At 75.5% G+C, this 18,771-nt stretch carries 15 protein-coding genes; 10 read left to right on the top strand and 5 right to left on the bottom strand.

What is annotated here, in order from left to right:
- Position 1: 1 nt before the first annotated feature.
- The gene (locus tag NFS20_RS12320; protein WP_251152076.1) at positions 2–958 is read right to left on the bottom strand and encodes a Ppx/GppA family phosphatase; all 957 of its coding nucleotides are present in this window, start codon (positions 956–958) and stop codon (positions 2–4) included.
- A gap of 115 nt (positions 959–1,073) precedes the next feature.
- On the opposite strand from NFS20_RS12320, the gene ggt reads away from it, so the two are divergent.
- Positions 1,074–3,014, top strand: a complete 1,941-nt coding sequence (gene ggt, locus NFS20_RS12315; RefSeq protein ID WP_502800815.1) for a gamma-glutamyltransferase — start codon at positions 1,074–1,076, stop codon at positions 3,012–3,014.
- 21 nt (positions 3,015–3,035) lie between these two features.
- Here ggt and NFS20_RS12310 read toward each other — a convergent pair whose 3' ends face one another.
- Positions 3,036–4,400 (bottom strand): glutamyl-tRNA reductase, encoded by a 1,365-nt coding sequence (locus NFS20_RS12310; protein ID WP_251152075.1) that lies wholly within the window; start codon positions 4,398–4,400, stop codon positions 3,036–3,038.
- Between the two features lie 50 nt (positions 4,401–4,450).
- Between NFS20_RS12310 and hemE the strand changes: the two genes are divergently transcribed.
- The 6 genes from hemE to hemL all read left to right on the top strand — a co-directional run bounded on the left by hemE (position 4,451) and on the right by hemL (position 11,881).
- On the top strand, positions 4,451–5,593 hold the full coding sequence (hemE, locus tag NFS20_RS12305) for a uroporphyrinogen decarboxylase (RefSeq protein WP_251152074.1): 1,143 nt from the start codon (positions 4,451–4,453) through the stop codon (positions 5,591–5,593).
- On the top strand, positions 5,590–7,047 hold the full coding sequence (locus tag NFS20_RS12300; RefSeq protein ID WP_285821130.1) for a protoporphyrinogen/coproporphyrinogen oxidase: 1,458 nt from the start codon (positions 5,590–5,592) through the stop codon (positions 7,045–7,047). Before hemE ends, NFS20_RS12300 begins: the two co-directional genes overlap by 4 nt.
- A 167-nt stretch (positions 7,048–7,214) precedes the next feature.
- Positions 7,215–8,351, top strand: coding sequence for a hydroxymethylbilane synthase (gene hemC, locus NFS20_RS12295; RefSeq protein ID WP_353050452.1), 1,137 nt, complete (start codon positions 7,215–7,217; stop codon positions 8,349–8,351).
- Complete coding sequence (locus tag NFS20_RS12290; RefSeq protein WP_251152073.1) at positions 8,348–9,334, top strand: uroporphyrinogen-III synthase; 987 nt, start codon at positions 8,348–8,350, stop codon at positions 9,332–9,334. The genes hemC and NFS20_RS12290 overlap by 4 nt, the downstream gene beginning before the upstream one ends.
- An 85-nt stretch (positions 9,335–9,419) precedes the next feature.
- Entirely contained in the window at positions 9,420–10,478 is a 1,059-nt protein-coding gene (gene hemB / locus NFS20_RS12285; protein WP_251152072.1) for a porphobilinogen synthase, read from the top strand.
- Complete coding sequence (gene hemL / locus NFS20_RS12280; protein WP_251152071.1) at positions 10,478–11,881, top strand: glutamate-1-semialdehyde 2,1-aminomutase; 1,404 nt, start codon at positions 10,478–10,480, stop codon at positions 11,879–11,881. The genes hemB and hemL overlap by 1 nt, the downstream gene beginning before the upstream one ends.
- Positions 11,882–12,091: 210 nt before the next feature.
- Here hemL and NFS20_RS12275 read toward each other — a convergent pair whose 3' ends face one another.
- The 3 genes from NFS20_RS12275 to NFS20_RS12265 all read right to left on the bottom strand — a co-directional run bounded on the left by NFS20_RS12275 (position 12,092) and on the right by NFS20_RS12265 (position 14,523).
- On the bottom strand, positions 12,092–12,691 hold the full coding sequence (locus NFS20_RS12275) for an HdeD family acid-resistance protein (protein WP_251152070.1): 600 nt from the start codon (positions 12,689–12,691) through the stop codon (positions 12,092–12,094).
- Between the two features lie 157 nt (positions 12,692–12,848).
- Complete coding sequence (locus NFS20_RS12270) at positions 12,849–13,964, bottom strand: DUF2330 domain-containing protein (protein ID WP_251152069.1); 1,116 nt, start codon at positions 13,962–13,964, stop codon at positions 12,849–12,851.
- 76 nt (positions 13,965–14,040) lie between these two features.
- Positions 14,041–14,523 (bottom strand): hypothetical protein, encoded by a 483-nt coding sequence (locus tag NFS20_RS12265; RefSeq protein WP_251152068.1) that lies wholly within the window; start codon positions 14,521–14,523, stop codon positions 14,041–14,043.
- Between the two features lie 178 nt (positions 14,524–14,701).
- Here NFS20_RS12265 and NFS20_RS12260 point away from each other — a divergent pair, with 178 nt between their 5' ends.
- The 3 genes from NFS20_RS12260 (at position 14,702) to NFS20_RS12250 (ending at position 18,690) form a co-directional block, all read left to right on the top strand.
- Complete coding sequence (locus tag NFS20_RS12260) at positions 14,702–15,043, top strand: metal-sensitive transcriptional regulator (protein WP_285821129.1); 342 nt, start codon at positions 14,702–14,704, stop codon at positions 15,041–15,043.
- 104 nt (positions 15,044–15,147) lie between these two features.
- Positions 15,148–15,510, top strand: a complete 363-nt coding sequence (locus NFS20_RS12255) for a heavy-metal-associated domain-containing protein (protein ID WP_251152067.1) — start codon at positions 15,148–15,150, stop codon at positions 15,508–15,510.
- 279 nt (positions 15,511–15,789) lie between these two features.
- Positions 15,790–18,690, top strand: a complete 2,901-nt coding sequence (locus tag NFS20_RS12250; protein ID WP_502800814.1) for a heavy metal translocating P-type ATPase — start codon at positions 15,790–15,792, stop codon at positions 18,688–18,690.
- Positions 18,691–18,771: the final 81 nt, after the last annotated feature.

Below are 18,771 nucleotides of genomic sequence, written 5' to 3'. Positions count from 1 at the left end.
GTCAGATGTGGTCGAGGCGCCGCAGGATCGCGCCCTCGCGCAGCGCCCAGGGGCAGATCTCCAGCTCGTCGACGCCCAGCGCGCGCATGGTCTCGACCGCGACGACTCCTCCCGCGACGATCTGGAAGGTCCGCTCGGGCGTCACGCCCGGCAGGGCGGTCCGCCCCTCGGCCGTGAGGCGCGCGAGACGCGGCACCCAGTCGGCGAGCTGCGAGCGCCGCATGCGCCAGCGCTCGTCGGGCCCGACGACGTCGACCTGCATGCCCGCGAGCCGCGCGAGGGACCGGAACGTCTTCGACGTCGCGACGACGTGGTCGGGAGCGGGCAGCGCCTTGAAGGCGGCAGCCGTCCGGGCGAGCGTCGCGCGCACGTGCTGACGCAGCGCGTCGACGTCGTCCGGGGCCGGCGGGTCGCCGGGCAGGAACGCCATGGTCATCCGGCCCGCGCCGAGCGGGAGCGACGCCGCGAGATCCGGCTCCTCGTCCACTCCCGACGCGATCTCGAGAGAGCCACCACCGATGTCGAGGACCAGGAGCCGCCCTGCGCCCCAGCCCGCCCAGCGGCGCGCGGCGAGGAACGTGAGGCGCGACTCGTCCTCGCCCGACAGGACGCGCACGGGCTGCCCGACGCGTTCGCCGATCGCGGCGAGGATCTCGCCGCCGTTCGTCGCGTCGCGCAGCGCTGACGTCGCCATGGGCAGCATCTCGTCGACCGCAGACTTCCGGGCGAGCGCCATCGCGTCGTCGACCGCGGCGAGCATCGCGGCGACGCCCTCGTCCGAGAGCGCCCCGTCCGGCTGCAGGTAGCGCATGATCCGCACGACCGTCCGCGCTCCCGCGGCCTGGACGGGCCGAGCGGCGTAGGCCGCGTCGACCACGGCGAGGTGCACGGTGTTGGAACCGATGTCGAGGACGCCGAGGCGCGTCGTCGGGCGGCCGGTCGAGTCCGTGGTCGTCACGAGCACCGAGGCTACTCGCGCCGGACCGCCCGTGGGGGAGGGCTCAGCGCGCGAGGTCCGCCGCCCTGCGCGACGGTGGGGGATGAGGATCCCTGCTCACCGAGGGAAGACGACCATGGACCACCGCAGCTCCGTCCGTCCCGGCCCCTGTAGCTCCGGCCACCGCAGTACCGGTCGGGCTCGTCCCGGCGCCCGAGCCATCGCCGCGGTCGCCGCCGCGACGCTCGCCGCGACGACCGCCGTCGCCGGCAGCGCCTCCGCGACCACCGACGATGCCGGCCACGGCACCGACAGCCGATCGCACGGGGGGTGGCACGGCGGGTGGCATGACCGGTGGGAGAAGGTCCCGACCGCCGTCGGGTACGGGGGTGCCGTCAGCACCGTCGACCCGGAGGCCAGCCGGGTGGGTCTCGACGTGCTGCGTCGCGGCGGGAACGCCGTCGACGCCGCCGTGGCCACCGCGGCCGCCCTCGGCGTCACCGAGCCGTACAGCGCCGGGATCGGGGGCGGCGGCTTCTTCCTGCACTACGACGCGGGGACGGGCGCGGTGTCCACGATCGACGGGCGTGAGACGGCGCCGGCGGACATGCCGCGCGACGCGTTCATCGACCCGGAGACGAACGCGCCCTACCCGTTCACCCCGGAGCTCGTCACCAGCGGCGTCTCCGTCGGCACGCCCGGCACGCCGGCCACCTGGGAGACCGCGCTGGACGAGTGGGGGACCTACTCGCTGGGCAAGGCGTTGCAGCCCGCCACCGCGCTCGCCCTGCGCGGCTTCGTCGTCGACGAGACGTTCCGCCAACAGACGCTCGACAACGCCGAGCGCTTCGCCGCCTTCCCCGCGTCGGCCGAGCTGTTCCTGCCGCGCGGCGACGCCCCGCGCGTGGGGACCCGGTTCCGCAACGTCGACCTCGCGAAGACGTACACCCTGCTCGCGCTGCGCGGCACCGACGCCTTCTACGAGGGACGCCTCGCCCGCGAGATGGTCCGCGCCGTGCAGGACCCGCAGACCAGCCCGGACACCGACCTGCCCGTGCCGCCCGGATACCTCGACCTCGACGACCTCGACGACTACGAGGCCCTGGTGCAGGACCCGACCGTCTCCGACTACCGCGGGTACGACGTCTACGGCATGGCGCCACCGTCGAGCGGCGGCTCCACCGTGGGCGAGGCGCTGAACATCCTGGAGACGTTCGACCTCGCCGGCATGTCGGACAGCGCGTACCTGCACCACTACCTCGAGGCCAGCGCCCTCGCGTTCGCCGACCGCGGCGCGTACCTGGGCGACGCTGCGTTCGTCGACGTCCCGCTCGACACCCTGCTCTCCGACGAGTTCGCGGCCTCTCGCGCGTGCCTCGTCGACCCGGAGGCCGCCGCGCCCAAGCCCGTCGCGGCCGGCGACGTCGACGCGTTCGACGCCGCGTGCGGCGAGACGGCCGCTCCGCACCGCGACGACACGGAGAACGTCTCGACGACGAACCTCACCGTCGTGGACCGGTGGGGAGACGTCGTCGAGTACACGCTGACGATCGAGCAGACCGGCGGGTCCGGGATGGTCGTGCCCGGCCGCGGGTTCCTGCTCAACAACGAGCTCACCGACTTCTCGACCGTGTGGGACGCCGACGACCCGAACCGCATCGAGCCCGGCAAGCGACCGCGCTCGTCGATGGCACCGACGCTCGTCCTGCGCGACGGCGAGCCCGTGCTGGCGCTCGGCTCCCCCGGCGGGTCGACCATCATCACCACGGTGCTGCAGACGCTGACCAACCACCTCGACCGGGGCATGCCGATCGACGAGGCGCTCGCCGCGCCGCGCGCCACCCAGCGCAACACCGCGGACGTCATCGCCGAGCCGGAGTTCATCCAGACATACGGCCCGGGGCTCGAGGCGTACGGCCACACGCTCGTGCCGTCCGGCGACTCGTTCACCTCCGCCGCGGAGATCGGTGCGGCGACGGCGGTGCAGATAGGCCCGGACGGGCTGCTGACCGCCGTCGCCGAGCCGCAGCGCCGCGGTGGAGGCTCGGCGCTGGTGCTGAAGCCGGTCAGGGACTGACTCGCGTCCGCACGACGACTGTCAGCCGACCTCGGCGTCGGCCTCCGCGATGAGGGCCTCGGCGTCGGCGACGACCCCGCGGACGGCGGCACGCGACGCCTCGACCGCCTCCGCGCGCGCGGCGACGATGGCCCGGTGGAGGTCGGCGTGCACGCGCCGGCGCACGCCGCGCGCCAGCTCCTCGACCTCGTCCTCGCCCGGGTCGTCGCCCGCGGCGCGGCGCAGCGCGACGACGTCGTCGACCTCGGCGCGGATGCGGCGCTCGGCGTCCTGCAGGAGCGCGACGACCGCGGTGTCCGCGGCCCGGCCCAGCCGGGTCTCCTCGAAGGTGCGCGCCGCGTCGTCGACAATCGACCGCGCGTGCGCGACGAGGTCCGAGGCGACGGCGGGCGAGCGCGCGGCGAGCGTCGCGAGGTCGTAGAGCAGCACGCCCTCGACGTCGGCGACGTGCGGGTCGACGTCGCGGTGCAGGGCGAGGTCGAGCACGACCGTGGGCCGCGCCCCTGGCTCGTCGCCCGCCGCGACCGCGGCCCGCTCGCGCGCCCGCACGACGGACGCGGCGTCGAGCACGTGCTCGATGGCCTGCTCGCGCCGCGAACCCGCGGCCTCGGCGACGGCACGGCCTCGCGCGCCGCTGCACGAGACGACGAGGTCGGCGTCCTCGAGCGCGGCGACGAGGTCGTCGACCGGCTCGATGCCGCGCGCCGCCGCGAACTCCTCGGCGCGCCCCGACTGCGAGTAGACCCGGACGTCGTCGCACCCGAGCGCGCGCAGCGCGGCGAGGCTGGCGCCCGCGTAGGAGCCGGTGCCGATGAGGACCGTCCGGACCTGGTGCCACGGCGGCAGCTCCGCCGCGGCGAGCTCCAGGCCGAGCGCGACGACCGAGCGCCCGGCGCCCCCGAGTGCCGTCTCGGTGCTCACACGCTTCGACGTGCGCGACGCCGTCTGGAACAGCAGCTCGAGCGTCGAGGACGTCACGCCGTCGGCGTGCGCGGCCTCGAGCGCGCGCTTGACCTGGCCCGCGATCTCCCGCTCCCCGACGACCATCGAGTCGAGGCCCGCGGCGACCGCGAAGAGGTGCTCGACCACCTCGTTGCCGGCCCGGGCGCGGAACGACGTCGCCGCCTCGACGGCGTCGACGCCGGAGGCCTCCGCGACGAGCCGGGCGACGTGCTCGGTCGCGTGCCGCACGCCGGGGCCGTCGAGCGGGGCGTCGACGTCGAGGTACAGCTCGAACCGGTTGCAGGTCGCCAGGACCACCGCACCGGTGATGACGTCGCAGGCCGAGACCGCGGAACCGCCGATCGACTGGGCCCCGGTGGACAGTCGTTCCAGGGCGTCGAGGTCGAGCTCGTGGTGGCTGGCCGTGAGAGAGAGAAGAGCCACAGTGCCTCCGATTTAATCATTCCCCCAGGAGAGAGGCAGAATCGGTAGCTGTGATTCCTGTCGCGCTTTCCACCGCCCACCCGCTCCACGACGGCCGTACGGCGAAATCCCCGCTCGTGCGGGCGCTGCGCGCGGGCACCACCGGGGAAAGGCCGGAAATCACACCGGTGTGGTTCATGCGCCAGGCGGGCCGGTCGCTCCCCGAGTACCGCGCGGCGCGCGAGGGCGTGAGCATGCTCGACTCCTGCCTGCGGCCCGACCTGGCGTCGGAGATCACGCTCCAGCCGGTCCGCCGCCACGGCGTCGACGCCGCCATCTTCTTCTCCGACATCGTCGTGCCGCTGCGCCTCGCAGGCGTCGAGGTCGACATCGCGCCGGGCGTCGGCCCGGTCATGGGTCAGGCGTACCGGACGCCCGACGACGTCGCGCGCCTCGTCGAGGCCGAGCTGACGCCCGAGGCCCTCGCGCCGATCACCGAGGCCGTCGGGCTGACGGTGGACGCGCTCGGCAGCACGCCGCTCATCGGCTTCGCCGGCGCGCCGTTCACGCTCGCGGCCTACCTCGTCGAGGGCCGCCCGTCGCGCGACCACCTCGCGGCGCGCGCCCTGCTGCGGTCCGACCCCGAGACGTGGCAGCGCCTCGTGGACTGGGCGGCCGACCTCGCCGGCACGTTCCTGCGCGCGCAGGTCGCCGCGGGGGCCAGCGCCGCGCAGCTCTTCGACTCGTGGGCCGGGTCCCTCTCGCTCGAGGACTACGCGCACGGCGCCGCCGGGGCCTCCACCCGCGCCCTGACGCACGTCGCGGACCTCGACGTGCCCGTCGTCCACTTCGGCACCGGGACCGGGCACCTGCTCCCCGCGATGCGCGACGCCGTCGTCGCGGCCGGCGTGCGCGACGTCGTCGTGGGCGTCGACTACCGCACGCCGCTCGACGAGGCCGCGCAGCTGCTCGGTGGCACCGTCCCCGTCCAGGGCAACATCGACCCCGCGCTGCTCGCCGCGCCGTGGGACGTCCTCGAGGCGCACGTGCTCGACGTCCTGCGGCGGGGCGCCGCGGCTCCCGGACACGTCGCCAACCTCGGTCACGGCGTCCCGCCGGACACGGACCCGACGGTCCTGACGCGCGTCGTGGAGCTCGTCCACTCCGCGGGCGCCGCGGAGCCCGTGCAGGCCTCAGGGGTCGAGGTCCGGTGAGCGCCGCGCCGACGACTCCCCGCTCCCCCGGTCCCGCCGGTCCTCCCGGGCCCGAGGACGTGGACGCGGTCGTCGTCGGCGCCGGGATCGCCGGCCTCACCGCAGCCCGGACGCTGCGCGAGCGCGGGCTGCGCGTCGTCGTGCTGGAGGCCGCCACGACGGCGGGCGGCCCGGTGCGCGGGGCGCACCTGCCCGGCCTGGACGACCTGCGGGTCGACGTCGGCGCGGAGTCCTTCGCCGCCCGCGGCACGGCCGTCGGCGAGCTGGCCCTCGCGCTCGGGCTGAGCGTCGTGGAGCCGTCCGGCGCGTCCGCGTGGGGCTACGCGGCGGGCCGCACGTTCCCGCTCCCGCGCGCCGGGGTCCTCGGCATCCCGGCGCACCCGTGGGCCGCCGACGTGCGGCGGGCCGTGGGTGTCGCGGGCTCGCTCCGCGCCGGCCTCGACCGCGTGCTGCCGCGGCGGTTCACCGACACGGCGACGCTCGAGTCGTTCGCCCGCTCGCGCATGGGGACGCGCGTCACCGAACGGCTCGTCGCACCCGTCGCGGGCGGCGTCCACTCGGCACCGCTCGACCGGCTCGACGTCGACGCCGTCGCGCCCGGCCTGCTCGCCGCGTTCGAGCGCGAGGGGTCGCTCGCCCGCGCCGTCGCGTCGTTGCGGGCGCTCGCGCCGGCCGGCTCGGCGGTGCGCGGTATCGACGGCGGGATGCACCGCCTCGTCGAAGCCCTCGCCGCCGAGGCCGACGTGCGCGTGCGCCACGAGGTCGTGGACCTCGCCCGACGGGACGCCTCGGACCGTCTCGGCGACTGGGTCGTGCGCGCGGTCGGCCCCGACGGACCCGTCGAGCTCGTGGCTGCGCGGCTCGTCGTGACCACCCCCGCGGTCGTCGACGCGCTGGGTCCTCTCGTCGGCGGCCCGGCGGACCTGCTGCCCGACCCCGAGCCGGGCGCGGACGTCCGTCTCGTCACGCTGCTCCTGCGCGCGCCGGAGCTCGACGACGCCCCGCGCGGCACCGGGATGCTCGTCGCACCGCCGCACCGGGACGCCGGGCGCGAGGCGCGTCGCCCCGACATCGAGGCCAAGGCCATGACGCACTCGACCGCGAAGTGGCCGTGGCTGCGCGCGCGGGTGCGCGACGCCGTCGGGCCGGGTCACCACGTGGTGCGGCTCAGCTACGGACGGATGGGGGCGACGACGGAGCCCGACCTGGACCAGGTCGTCGCCGACGCGTCGCGCCTGTTCGGCGTCGACCTGCACGGCCGCGTGCTCGGCCACGTCGTGACCCGGTGGAACGGTGCGCTCCCCCCGCCGACCCCGGCGTACCGGCGCGAGGTCGCGGCGTTCACCGCCCGCGTCGCCGACGTCCCGGGGCTCGGCGTCACCGGCGGGTGGATCGCCGGGACAGGGCTCGCGGCGGTCGTCGGGCACGCCCAGGAATGCGCGCGAAACGTGTGAGGCAATCCTCACCGGAATGCACCGGGAATGGGCAAGATGACACATTGTCCGCATCGTCGTGACCGGGCGTCAGGACCGCGTCACTCCGCCGTCGCGGCGGGCGGGGAAATTCTCGGTCGGCGCGGCGCGCATTTCGAGATCGTCGCCGCACGGAGGACACTGAGACCGTGAGCAGCACCCACACGCGCCCCGCGACGGGCCACGACGTGATCCGTGTCGGCACCCGCGGGAGCGCGCTCGCGACCACCCAGACGGGTCACGTCGCGCGACGCCTCGAGGAGCTGACGGGCCGGACGATCGAGACCGTCCGGATCCGCACCGACGGCGACGTGCTGACCGGGTCCCTCGCCCAGATGGGCGGCACGGGCGTCTTCGTCACCGCTCTTCGCGAGGCGCTCCTCGACGGCCGCTGCGACGTCGCGGTGCACTCGCTCAAGGACCTCCCCACGACGCCCGCTCCCGGGCTGACCGTCGTGACGCCCGAGCGCGAGGACCCGCGCGACGCCCTGTGCGCGCGCGACGGCCTGACGATCGCGACCCTCCCGCGCGGCGCGCACGTCGGCACCGGGTCCCCGCGCCGGGCGGCGCAGCTGCGGTCGGTCCGGCCCGACCTCGACGTCGTCGACATCCGCGGCAACGTCGACACGCGCCTGCGCCGGGTCCACGGGGAGGACGCCGACCTCGACGCCGTGGTGCTCGCCTACGCGGGCCTGTCCCGTCTCGGCCGGCTCGACGCCGTCACCGAGGTGATCGACACGACGGTCATGGCGCCCGCGGCCGGGCAGGGCGCCCTCGCCGTCGAGGTCCGCACGTCCGAGCTCGACGACCCGGTCGTCGCCGCGGCGCTCGACGCCCTCGACCACGAGCCGACGCGCCTCGCCGTCCTCGCGGAGCGGGCCCTGCTCGCGCGCCTCGAGGCGGGCTGCGCGGCTCCGGTCGGCGCCCACGCGCTCGTCGACGGCGGCGAGGTCACCCTCACGGCGGTCGTCGCGCGCGTCGACGGCGTCGAGCAGCTCACGCACTCCGCGCGGGCGCTGCTGCCCGCGACCGGCGGCGACCTGCGAGCCGCGCGCGACGACGTCGCGCTCCGGCTCGGCGAGCGCGTCGCCGATGCGCTCCTCGCCGACGGCGCCGGGCGTCTCGCGCCTCTCGGGCCGCCTGCCGACGCCGCACGGACCGCGGAGTCCTCGCTCCCCGGCGCCGGTGGCCCCGGGCGGGGCTCGGTGACGGACGCCCCCGACCCGGCGGTCGAGGCGGCGCGCGAACAGCTCCGCGACGGCGGCTACCGCGGGGAGCCCGCGTGAGCCCCGGCCGCCTGCGCGACCCGTCGCGCGGCCCCGCACCCGTCGTCCCGACGCCTCCGGTCGACCCGTCCGCCCAGCCGCCGGCCTCGGGCCCGTCGTCAGGTCCCGGTGCCGAACCCCGGGTTGAGCGCCCCTCAGCCCCCGGATCGACGCACAACCCGGGGTTCGGCGACCAGTCGGCCCCCCTGACCGACCGGACCGTCCTCGTGCCGCGCGATCCCGAGCGGGCGGCCGCCCTCGCCTCGGCGCTGCGCGCCGCCGGCGCCCGGGTCCTCGTGAGCCCGGCCATCGAGCGCGCCCGCGTCGAGGACACCGCACCCGTGGACGACGCCGTCGCCCGCCTCGCCGACGGCGGCTACGGCTGGGTCGTGGTCACGAGCGTCAACGCGATCGACGAGCTCGCCGCCGCCGCAGAGCGTCTCGGCACGCCCCTCGGTGACGTCGCGCGCACGGCCCGCTGGGCCGCCGTCGGGCCGGCCACGCGCCGCGCGCTCGAGGCCGTCGGCGTCACGGTCGAGCTGGAACCGGCGGAGAACTCCGCCCGCGGGCTCGTCGCCGCCTTCGAGCACCGGCACCCGGCCGCGAGCACCGTCCTGCTGCCACAGGGAGACCTCGCCGCGCCGACGATGGCCGACGGGCTCCGCGACCTCGGTCACGACCCGCACGTCGTCACCGTCTACCGCACGGTCGCGCACGACCTCGCCCCTGAGGCCGTCGCGGCCTGGCGCGCGGGCGAGGTCGACGCCGTCGTGCTCACCTCGGGGAGCGTCGTCCGCGAGATCGCGCGGCAGCTCGGCCCGCGCGACGACGTCGCGGCCGTCGCGATCGGCGAGCCGACGGCCCGGGCGGCGCGCGCCGTCGGGCTGCGGCTCGACGCGGTGGCCGACCGACCGACCGACGACGCGCTCGCCGCCGCGCTCACCACCGTCCTGTCAGGAGCACCGATCACTCCAGCGGCCCCTGGCCCTGACATCCCCCGCTGACCACCACCGTGTCAGGACGACAGGTCACCCCGGTGGTCCCTGACCCTGACACGACCGGCCGACCCACCGACACAGGAGACCCTTCGTGACCCTCTCCCCCGGACACCACCGGCCCCGCCGACTGCGCACGACGCCGCGCCTGCGCCGGCTCGTCGGCGAGACGCGTCTGCACCCGGCTGACCTCGTGCTGCCGCTCTTCGTCAAGGAAGGCCTCGACGCGCCGCACCCCATCTCGTCGATGCCGGGCGTCGTGCAGCACACCGAGGCGACGCTCGCCGGCGCGGTGCGCGACGCGGCCCGTGCGGGGATCGGCGGCGTGATGCTCTTCGGCATCCCGGCCGAGCGCGACGCGACCGGGAGCCAGGCGGACGCCGAGGACGGGATCCTGCAGCGCGCGATCCGGCTCTCACGAGACGTCGTGCGCGAGGTGGAGGCCGCCGACGGCGCCCGTGGTGGTTCGGGCCCTGTCGTCATGGCCGACACGTGCCTCGACGAGTTCACGGACCACGGCCACTGCGGCGTGCTCGCGAGGCGACACGACGGTACGCGCGAGGTCATGGTGGTCGACAACGACGCGACGCTCGAGCGGTACGCGTCGATGGCCGTCGCGCAGGCACGGGCGGGCGCGGACGTCGTGGCCCCGTCCGGCATGATGGACGGCCAGGTGGGCGTGATCCGCGAGGCGCTCGACGCCGCGGGATACTCCGACGTCGGGATCCTCGCCTACTCGGCCAAGTACGCGAGCGCGTTCTACGGGCCGTTCCGCGAGGCCGTCGACTCCGCGCTGCAGGGCGACCGCCGGACGTACCAGATGGACGCGGGCAACGCGCGGGAGGGTCTGCGCGAGGCGGACCTGGACCTCGCCGAGGGCGCCGACATGGTCATGGTCAAGCCCGCGGGGTCGTACCTCGACGTGCTGGCCGCGGTCGCCGAGATGTCGCCGGTGCCGGTCGCGGCGTACCAGGTGTCGGGCGAGTACGCGATGATCGAGGCCGCCGCGGCGAACGGCTGGATCGACCGCCGCGGCGCGGTCACGGAGTCGGTGCTCGGCATCAAGCGCGCCGGCGCGGACGTGATCCTCACCTACTGGGCCACCGAGATCGCCGGCTGGCTGCGCGACGAGACGTTCGGAGGGACGCGCTGATGACGGAGTCGACCGGGTTCGGGGTCGCGGCGGCCGCACACGCGGAGACCGTGGCGCCGTCCACCACCGCGACGGACAACCACGCCGCGTTCGTGCGCGCGCAGGCCGTGCTGCCGGGCGGCGTGAGCTCGCCCGTGCGCGCGTACGGGTCGGTGGGCGGCGACCCGCGGTTCCTCGCGTCGGCGCGCGGCGCGTACGTGACCGACGTCGCGGGGCGCGAGTACGTCGACCTCGTGTGCTCCTGGGGCCCGGCGCTGCTGGGCCACGCGCACCCGGAGGTGGTCGCCGCGGTGCAGGAGGCGGCGGCACGCGGGCTGTCGTTCGGCGCACCGACGCTCGGCGAGGTCGAGCTGGGCGAGGAGATCCGTCGTCGGGTCCCCGCCGCGGAGCACGTGCGCCTCGTGTCCACGGGCACCGAGGCGACCATGACGGCGATCCGCCTCGCGCGCGGCGTCACGGGTCGCGACGTGATCGTGAAGTTCGCCGGCTGCTACCACGGGCACGTCGACGCGCTGCTCGCGGAGGCGGGCTCCGGCGTCGCCACGCTCGCGCTGCCCGGGTCGGCGGGCGTGACCGAGGCGAGCGCGGCCGAGACGCTCGTGCTCCCCTACAACGACCTCGCGGCGGTCGAGGCGGTGTTCGCGGAGCGCGGTTCGGAGATCGCGGCCGTCATCACGGAGGCGGCGCCCGCGAACATGGGCGTCGTGCCGCCGGCGGAGGGGTTCAACGAGGGCCTGCGGCGCATCACGGCCGCGCACGGGTCGCTCCTGGTCCTCGACGAGGTGCTCACGGGCTTCCGCGTCGGCCCGAGCGGTTGGTGGGGCGTGGAGAACGCGGTGCTGCGGAGCCAGGGAGCGGACGGGTACACGCCCGACCTCTTCACGTTCGGCAAGGTCGTGGGCGGCGGGATGCCCGTCGCCGCGGTCGGCGGCCCGGCGGCGGTCATGGACCAGCTCGCGCCGCTCGGCCCGGTCTACCAGGCGGGCACGCTGTCCGGGAACCCCGTCGCCGTCGCGGCGGGCCTCGCGACGCTGCGCCTGGCCGACGACGCGGTGTACGCGCGCGTGGACGGCGTCGCCTCGGTGCTCTCGAAGGCCGTCGGCGACGCCCTCGACGCCGCGGGCGTGGCGCACCGCGTCCAGCGCGCCGGGTCGCTGTTCTCGGTGTTCTTCGGCGACCTCGCGGCGAGCGCGGGCGTGCGCGACTACGCGCAGGCCCAGGCCCAGGAGTCGTTCCGGTACCGCGCGTTCTTCCACGCGATGCTCGACCAGGGCGTGAACCTGCCGCCGTCGGTGTTCGAGGCGTGGTTCGTCTCGGCCGCGCACGACGACGCGGCGGTCCAGCGGATCGTCGACGCCTTCCCGGCAGCGGCACGCGCCGCGGCGGAGGCCGCACCGGCCTGACGGGCACCGACGGCGGCGCTGCCGGCCTGACGAGCACCGGCCCCTGGCACCGACACGGAGCAGGCACCGCCACGGCACGGTCACCGCGACCGCCGAACACGCCCTGGGGGTCGTTATCCGACGGATAACGACCCCCAGGGCGTGCTCGGCAGCGCGTCAGGGCGTGCTCGGCAGGGCGTGCTCGGCAGGGCGTGCTCGACGGCGCGCGCGTCAGTAGCCGCGCTGCGCCGCGGTGCCGGCCTGCTTGCCGAGCGAGCGGATCTGGAACCCGAACGCGATGAGCATGACGCCCCAGAGGATGGCGAAGATCGCGAGGATCCACACGATGGAGACGAGCCCGGCACTGACGTTGAAGAGCACGAGGACACCGAAGACGATGCCGAGGAGGCCGGCGAAGACGCCCCAGCCCCAGCCGCTGCCCGCCACCTTGCGCAGGTCCAGGCTCGCGACGAGCTGGAAGAGCCCGTAGGCCACGGCCCAGAGGCCGACGATCCACGTGAGGACTTCGGCGGTCTTGCCGGGCCAGACCAGCAGCACGATGCCGACCGCGACGCTCAGGACGCCCATCGTCACGAGGAACGCCGTGCCGTTGCCGGTACCGCGGCGACGGATGCCCTCGACGATCTCGACGATGCCGTCGACGATCGTGAAGATGCCGATCACCCAGATGATCGCGGCGGCGGTGATCTCGGGCCACGCGATGGCGACGATGCCGAAGATGATCGCGAGCACGCCGCGCAGCACGGGCCAGTACCAGACCTGCCTGGCCGTCGAGGAGAACGCGGTGAGGATAGGGTCCTGCGTCGTCATGGTGCACCTCTCACGTGGGTGGCAGCGTGGGTGGGTTCGCGTCCCGCCTCGACCTCATGAAACACCCGGGATTCGCCCGTGTCGCGCCGAACCGCGCGTTTCGCCCACAGCCCGCGGACCGGGCGGTGCGCGACGTCGACGGCCACGCTCCGGCCCCTCAGGCGCGGACGGGACGGGGTGCGCGACGGACCGTGCCGGCACGTGCCGACAGGAGTCGGCGACGGGCGGACCAGACGACGAGGGAGGACAGCGCGAGAACCCCGCCGAACGCGAGCACGGGACCGGCGAAGAAGGGACCGATCCGCTTGTCCGCGACGACGGCGTACGTCGGCGAGAACGCGACGTCGGACGCCGCCGGGACGAACGCGAAGTCGGAGACGATCTGCGCGGACGGTTCGGTGAACGTCTGCTCGTGCGCCGTCACGTAGCCGCCGGCCGTGAGGAGCGCGGCGAGCTCGTCGCTCGTCACCGACGCCGGGTCGACGCGGCCGGCGAAACGGACCTGCGGTGCGGCGAGGTCGGCCGTCGCGTCGGCACGGTCCACGCGCCCGTCCGCGAGGACGTACGTGCGGGTGCGCTGGGTGTCCTGGGCTGCGGCCGACATCCGCATCGGGTACACGAGCGCGTCGCTCGCGAAGGTGACGCGCAGCGGCTGCAGCGTGCCGTCGAACGTGGCCGCGGCCTCGGGGGCGAGGCGCGCGACGACGAACGTCCAGCCATCGGCGACGTACGGGGCGATCGCCCCGCGGATCGACGCCGTGACCTGGAAGCCGCGCTCGGTGAGCCAGGCGTCGAGCGCCGCCCCGTCGGTGGCAGCGAGCGTCGTGACGTCGAGCGGTCCGAGCCGGACCTCGTCGAACACGTCGACGCCGGTCGCCGCGCCCGCTCCGTCGGCGGGCGACCCGAACCCGAGCTCGGGCCACCAGCGGTGGTCGGAGACGACCGGCCGGGGCGCGGTGATCGTGTCGAGCTCGCGGAACACCGCCGGGTCGGCGAGCGTGACCTCGGCGGGGGCGGGCGTCGGGAGGATGAGGCCGACCTCCGGTGCCTGGGACAGCGTCTCGAGCTCGAGGAGGAGCGTCTGCGTGGTCCCGTCCCACTGGAGGACGGCGGACTCGGAGCTCACCGACGAGTCGTACGCGGGGGTGTCGACGAGACCGCCGCACGCGCACGCGGACGCGGGCGGTGCCGTCGCGACGAGACCCGCGGCGAGCGCGACCGAGGCGAGAGCCGCACGTGCCCCCCGCCGCGCCGTCGCGGATCGCGTCCCCATGCTGGGAGGCTAGGCCGCGTCGCGGAAGGGCGCCCGGCGGGGGGACGGATCGTGACCCGGCCGTGACCGGACGGCGTCAGCCCGCCGCCGCCTGCACACCGAGGTACGCGATCGTTCCGAGCACCACCGCCCAGAGCGCCACGGCGACGACCCCCCAGACGAACACCCGCGTGCGCGGCGCGCCGAAGCCGACCATCGCCGCGGCGGTGACGTGGCTGGGCAGCAGGAGCGGCCCGAGAAGGCTGACTCCCGGCACGCCGTAGCGGTCGAAGACGCGACGCATCCGCTGGCGCTTGGGGTTGGTCTCGACCTGGCGGCCCCGGGTCAGGCCGGATCGCGCCGTGCCGATCACCCAGACGACGACCGCGAGCGCGAGGGCGTTGCCGAGCACCGCGGCCGGGATCGCGACGAGCGGGTTGATACCGGCGACGACACCCAGGACCGCGGCGCCCTCGGCCTCGACGAAGGGGACCATGGCGGCGACGAGCACCCCGACCCAGCGGAGCAGGGGCGGCAGGCCGAGCGTGAAGTCCTGCAGGGTGGTGATGATGTCGGTCATGTCGAGCCTCTCGTGTCGTGGTCCCACCACCGTCGCGCGCGGACCGGCCTCGCGGCAGTGCGGCCCGTCATCGGCCCGGGTGCGCCTGTCACGGGCTCGGGGTGACACGTGTCATGCGACATGGCGTGGACATACCCTGAGGGGGTATGATCGGGATGCCCGGCGACGAGGAGAGACCATGACCGACACCACGACGGACCAGGACGTCCAGCACGAGGAGCACGCGAGCCACGACGGCCCGCACGGCTACGCGTCCGACAAGGAGGCCTACCTCCGGCGCATGCGCCGTATCGAGGGGCAGGTCCGCGGGATCGCCCGCATGATCGACGAGGACGTCTACTGCATCGACATCCTCACGCAGGTCTCGGCCGTGACCAAGGCCCTGCAGGCCGTGAGCATCGGGCTCGTCGAGGACCACCTCGGCCACTGCGTCGTCGACGCGGCACGTCAGTCTGAGGACGAGGGCGCCGCGAAGGTCAAGGAGGCCGCCGACGCGATCGCCCGCCTCGTCCGCAGCTGAGGCCGCCTCTCCCGGCCACCAGCCCGGCCTGACCAGCACCCGACCAGCACCGCACCACCCGCACCCGCACCCGCACGACCACCGCACGACCACCGAGGAGCACCATGAGCACCGTCACCACCCTGGGCGTCACCGGCATGACCTGCAGCCACTGCGTCGCGAGCGTCACGGAAGAGGTCGAGAAGGTCGCCGGCGTCGAGAACGTCAGCATCGAGCTGCACGACGGCGGCACGAGCGAGGTCAGCGTCTTCTCCGACGAGCCCCTCGACGAGAAGGCGCTGCGCGACGCCGTGGACGAGGCGGGCTACGCCGTCGAGTCCGTGGACGTCCAGCAGGACGCCCTCGCCGCCCAGTACGCCGAGCAGGCGCCCGGCAAGCAGGCCGCGCACGACGACGCGACCACGTCCGACGCCGCCGCGACGTCGTTCGCCACCCGGACCGCCGACCTGCGCGACCCCTCGGTCTGACCCGGCGGGTCGTCAGCAGCACACCGGCCCCTGCACCGGTCAGGCGCTGACAGCTCGCCCCGGTGCCCGACGGCGGACCGCACCTCACGCACGACCGTGCGCCCCGCCGTCGGGAGACCGCAGCACCACCCGCGGACCGCCTGCCGACACGTCGCCGCCGCGCGACCCAGGCCCTCCGCGCCGCGCCACCACCTCACCGGAGGCAGGCGCCCGCCGCGACGTCCGCCACCCCGGACCACGCCGGTGACACCGCCACGAACCTGTCGAGGAGTCACCCTCATGTCCCCGCAGTCCCCGCAGTCCCTGGGTGCACCAGCCGCACCCGACGCGACGGCCGCGACGGCCGCGACGGCTGGATCCTCCGCCGTCCCGCCCGCACCCCTCGCGGAGGTCGACCTCGCGATCGAGGGCATGACGTGCGCGTCGTGCGTCGCGCGCGTCGAGAAGCGCCTCAACCGCGTCGACGGCGCCACGGCCACGGTCAACCTCCCTCTCGAGAACGCCCACGTCGTCCTCGCGGCCGACGTCTCCGACGCCGACCTCGTCGCGGCCGTCGAGCGGGCCGGCTACACCGCCCGCGTCACGACCCGCCGCGCCCTCGCGCACCCGGACCGCGGTACTACCTCGGCGGACCGCGGTACTACCTCGGCAGACCGCGGTACTACCTCGGCAGATCGCGAGGGCGAGCCGACCACAGGAGCCGAGCGCACGCCGTCGGGCACGACGGCCCCGGCCACCACCCGTGGCGAGACGGCCGCGGAGGCGGTGGGGGCGGCGTCGGAGGCGAAGGGCGTGGCGGGCCTGGCGGGAGCGACGCGAGGGACGAGCGGCGCGGATGGTAGCCCGAGCCCCGAAGCCGCCCCCGTCCGCGCCGGCGGAACCACGGGCGCGGACGCGGAACCGACACGCGACCGGGGCACCGACCTGCTGCGCCGCCTGCGCGTCGCGTCGGTCCTCACGGTCCCGGTCCTCGCGCTGTCGATGATCCCGGCGCTGCAGTTCCCGGGCTGGCAGTGGGTCGTCGCGGCGCTCGCGCTGCCGGTCGTCACGTGGGCGGCGTGGCCGTTCCACCGGGCGGCGTTCCGCGCGGCGCGTCACGGCGCGTCGACGATGGACACGCTCGTGTCGCTCGGCGTGATCGCGGCGTCGCTGTGGTCCCTGTGGGCGCTGCTGCTGGGTGGCGCGGGCGAGATCGGGATGCGCATGCAGCCGACGCTGGTCCCGACGCGCGACGAGATGGGCCCGCCGGAGCTGTACCTCGAGGTCGCGGCGGTCGTCACGACGTTCCTCCTCGCCGGGCGGTACGCCGAGCACCGGTCGCGGCGCCGCGCGGGCGACGCGCTGCGGTCGCTGCTCGAGCTGGGCGCGAAGGACGCGGAGCGCGTCCTCGTCGACCCGGACGGCACGCCCCGCACGGGCCCCGACGGCGCGCGCCTCACCGAGCTGGTGCCCATCACGGCGCTCGGCGTCGGGGACGTGTTCGTCGTGCGGCCGGGGGACAAGGTCGCGACCGACGGCGTGGTGCTCGAGGGGTCGAGCGCGGTCGACACGTCGCTCCTCACGGGCGAGCCGGTGCCGGTCGACGTGGCACCGGGGGACGACGTGACGGGCGCGACGGTGAACACGTCGGGCAGCCTGCTCGTGCGCGCGACGCGCGTGGGCGAGGAGACGACGCTCGCGCAGATCGGGCGGCTCGTGTCGCAGGCGCAGACGGGCAAGGCCCCGGTGCAGCGCCTCGCGGACCGCATCTCCGCGGTGTTCGTCCCGATCGTGCTCGTGCTCGCGGTCGCGACGCTCGTCGGCTGGCTGCTCGCGGGCGCCGGGACGCAGTTCGCGTTCACGGCCGCCGTGGCGGTGCTCATCATCGCGTGCCCGTGCGCGCTGGGGCTCGCGACGCCGACGGCGCTGCTCGTCGGCACGGGCCGCGGCGCGCAGCTCGGCGTGCTCATCAAGGGTCCGGAGATCCTCGAGTCGACACGGCGCGTGGACACGGTCGTGCTCGACAAGACGGGCACCGTCACCCAGGGCGCGATGGCGCTGGAGGCCGTGGTCGCGCCGTCGGGCACGCTCGACCTGTCAGGGGCCCAGGACACCCCGGTGAACCAGGGCCCTGACACGCCGCAGGACGCGCTCGACGCGCTGCGCCACGCCGGCGCCGTCGAGGCGCTGAGCGAGCACCCGATCGCCCGGGCGATCGCCGCCGCGGCCCGCGACGTGTCAGGGCCACAGGTCACCGGCGTGTCCTCTCGCCCTGACACGACTCCTGCCTCGTCCGAGCTGTCCGGGCCACAGGTCACCGGGGCGTCGCCTCGCCCTGACACGGCGGTGGGGGCCGACGGCGTCCGCATCGGCTCGCTGCAGGCGTTCGACTTCCGCAGCACGGCGGGCGGCGGCGTCGAGGCGGTCGTCCGGGCGGCGCACTCGGGCCTCTCGCTCGGGTCCGGTCCAGAGGAGGCACGGTCGGGCGCGGACGGCTCGCTCAACGCGCGGCGCGTGCTCGTCGGCCAGCCGGCGTGGCTCGCCGGCCAGGGCGTGACGACGTCTCCCCCGCTCCAGGACGCCTTCGCGGACGCCGAGCGCACCGGGGCGAGCGCCGTCGTCGTCGCCTGGGGCGGCACGGCCCGCGCCGTGCTCGTGCTGCGCGACCCGGTGAAGCCGACGTCCGCCGAAGCGGTCGCCGAGCTGAAGGGCCTCGGGCTGCGCCCGTACCTGCTCACGGGCGACGGCGAGGGCGCGGCCCGCGAGGCGGCGCGCGCCGTCGGGATCGCGGAGGCCGACGTGATCGCCCGTGTCCTCCCGGACCAGAAGGTCGACGTCGTGGTGCGCCTGCAGCGCGAGGGCCGGGTCGTCGCGATGGTGGGAGACGGCGTGAACGACGCCGCCGCGCTCGCGACCGCGGACCTGGGGCTCGCGATGGGCACGGGCACGGACGTCGCGATCGAGGCGAGCGACCTCACGCTCGTCCGCGGCGACCTGCGGACCGCGGCGACCGCCATCCGACTCTCGCGCCGGACCCTGCGGATCATCCAGCAGAACCTGTTCTGGGCGTTCGCCTACAACGTCGCGGCCATCCCGCTCGCGGCCGCCGGCCTGCTCAACCCGATGATCGCCGGCGCCGCGATGGCGGCGAGCTCCGTGCTCGTCGTCGGCAACTCGCTGCGCCTGCGGTCGGCGGGCTGACGAGGCGCCGGAGCGGGGTGCGGGAGGGCGCGCGCGATCGTGGCGGGCCTGGCGGGAGCGGGGTGCGGGAGGGCGCTCGCG

Source organism: Cellulosimicrobium sp. Marseille-Q4280, from assembly GCF_943181405.1.
Taxonomy (GTDB): domain Bacteria; phylum Actinomycetota; class Actinomycetes; order Actinomycetales; family Cellulomonadaceae; genus Cellulosimicrobium.
This window is presented reverse-complemented; position numbering and strand designations above follow the sequence as displayed.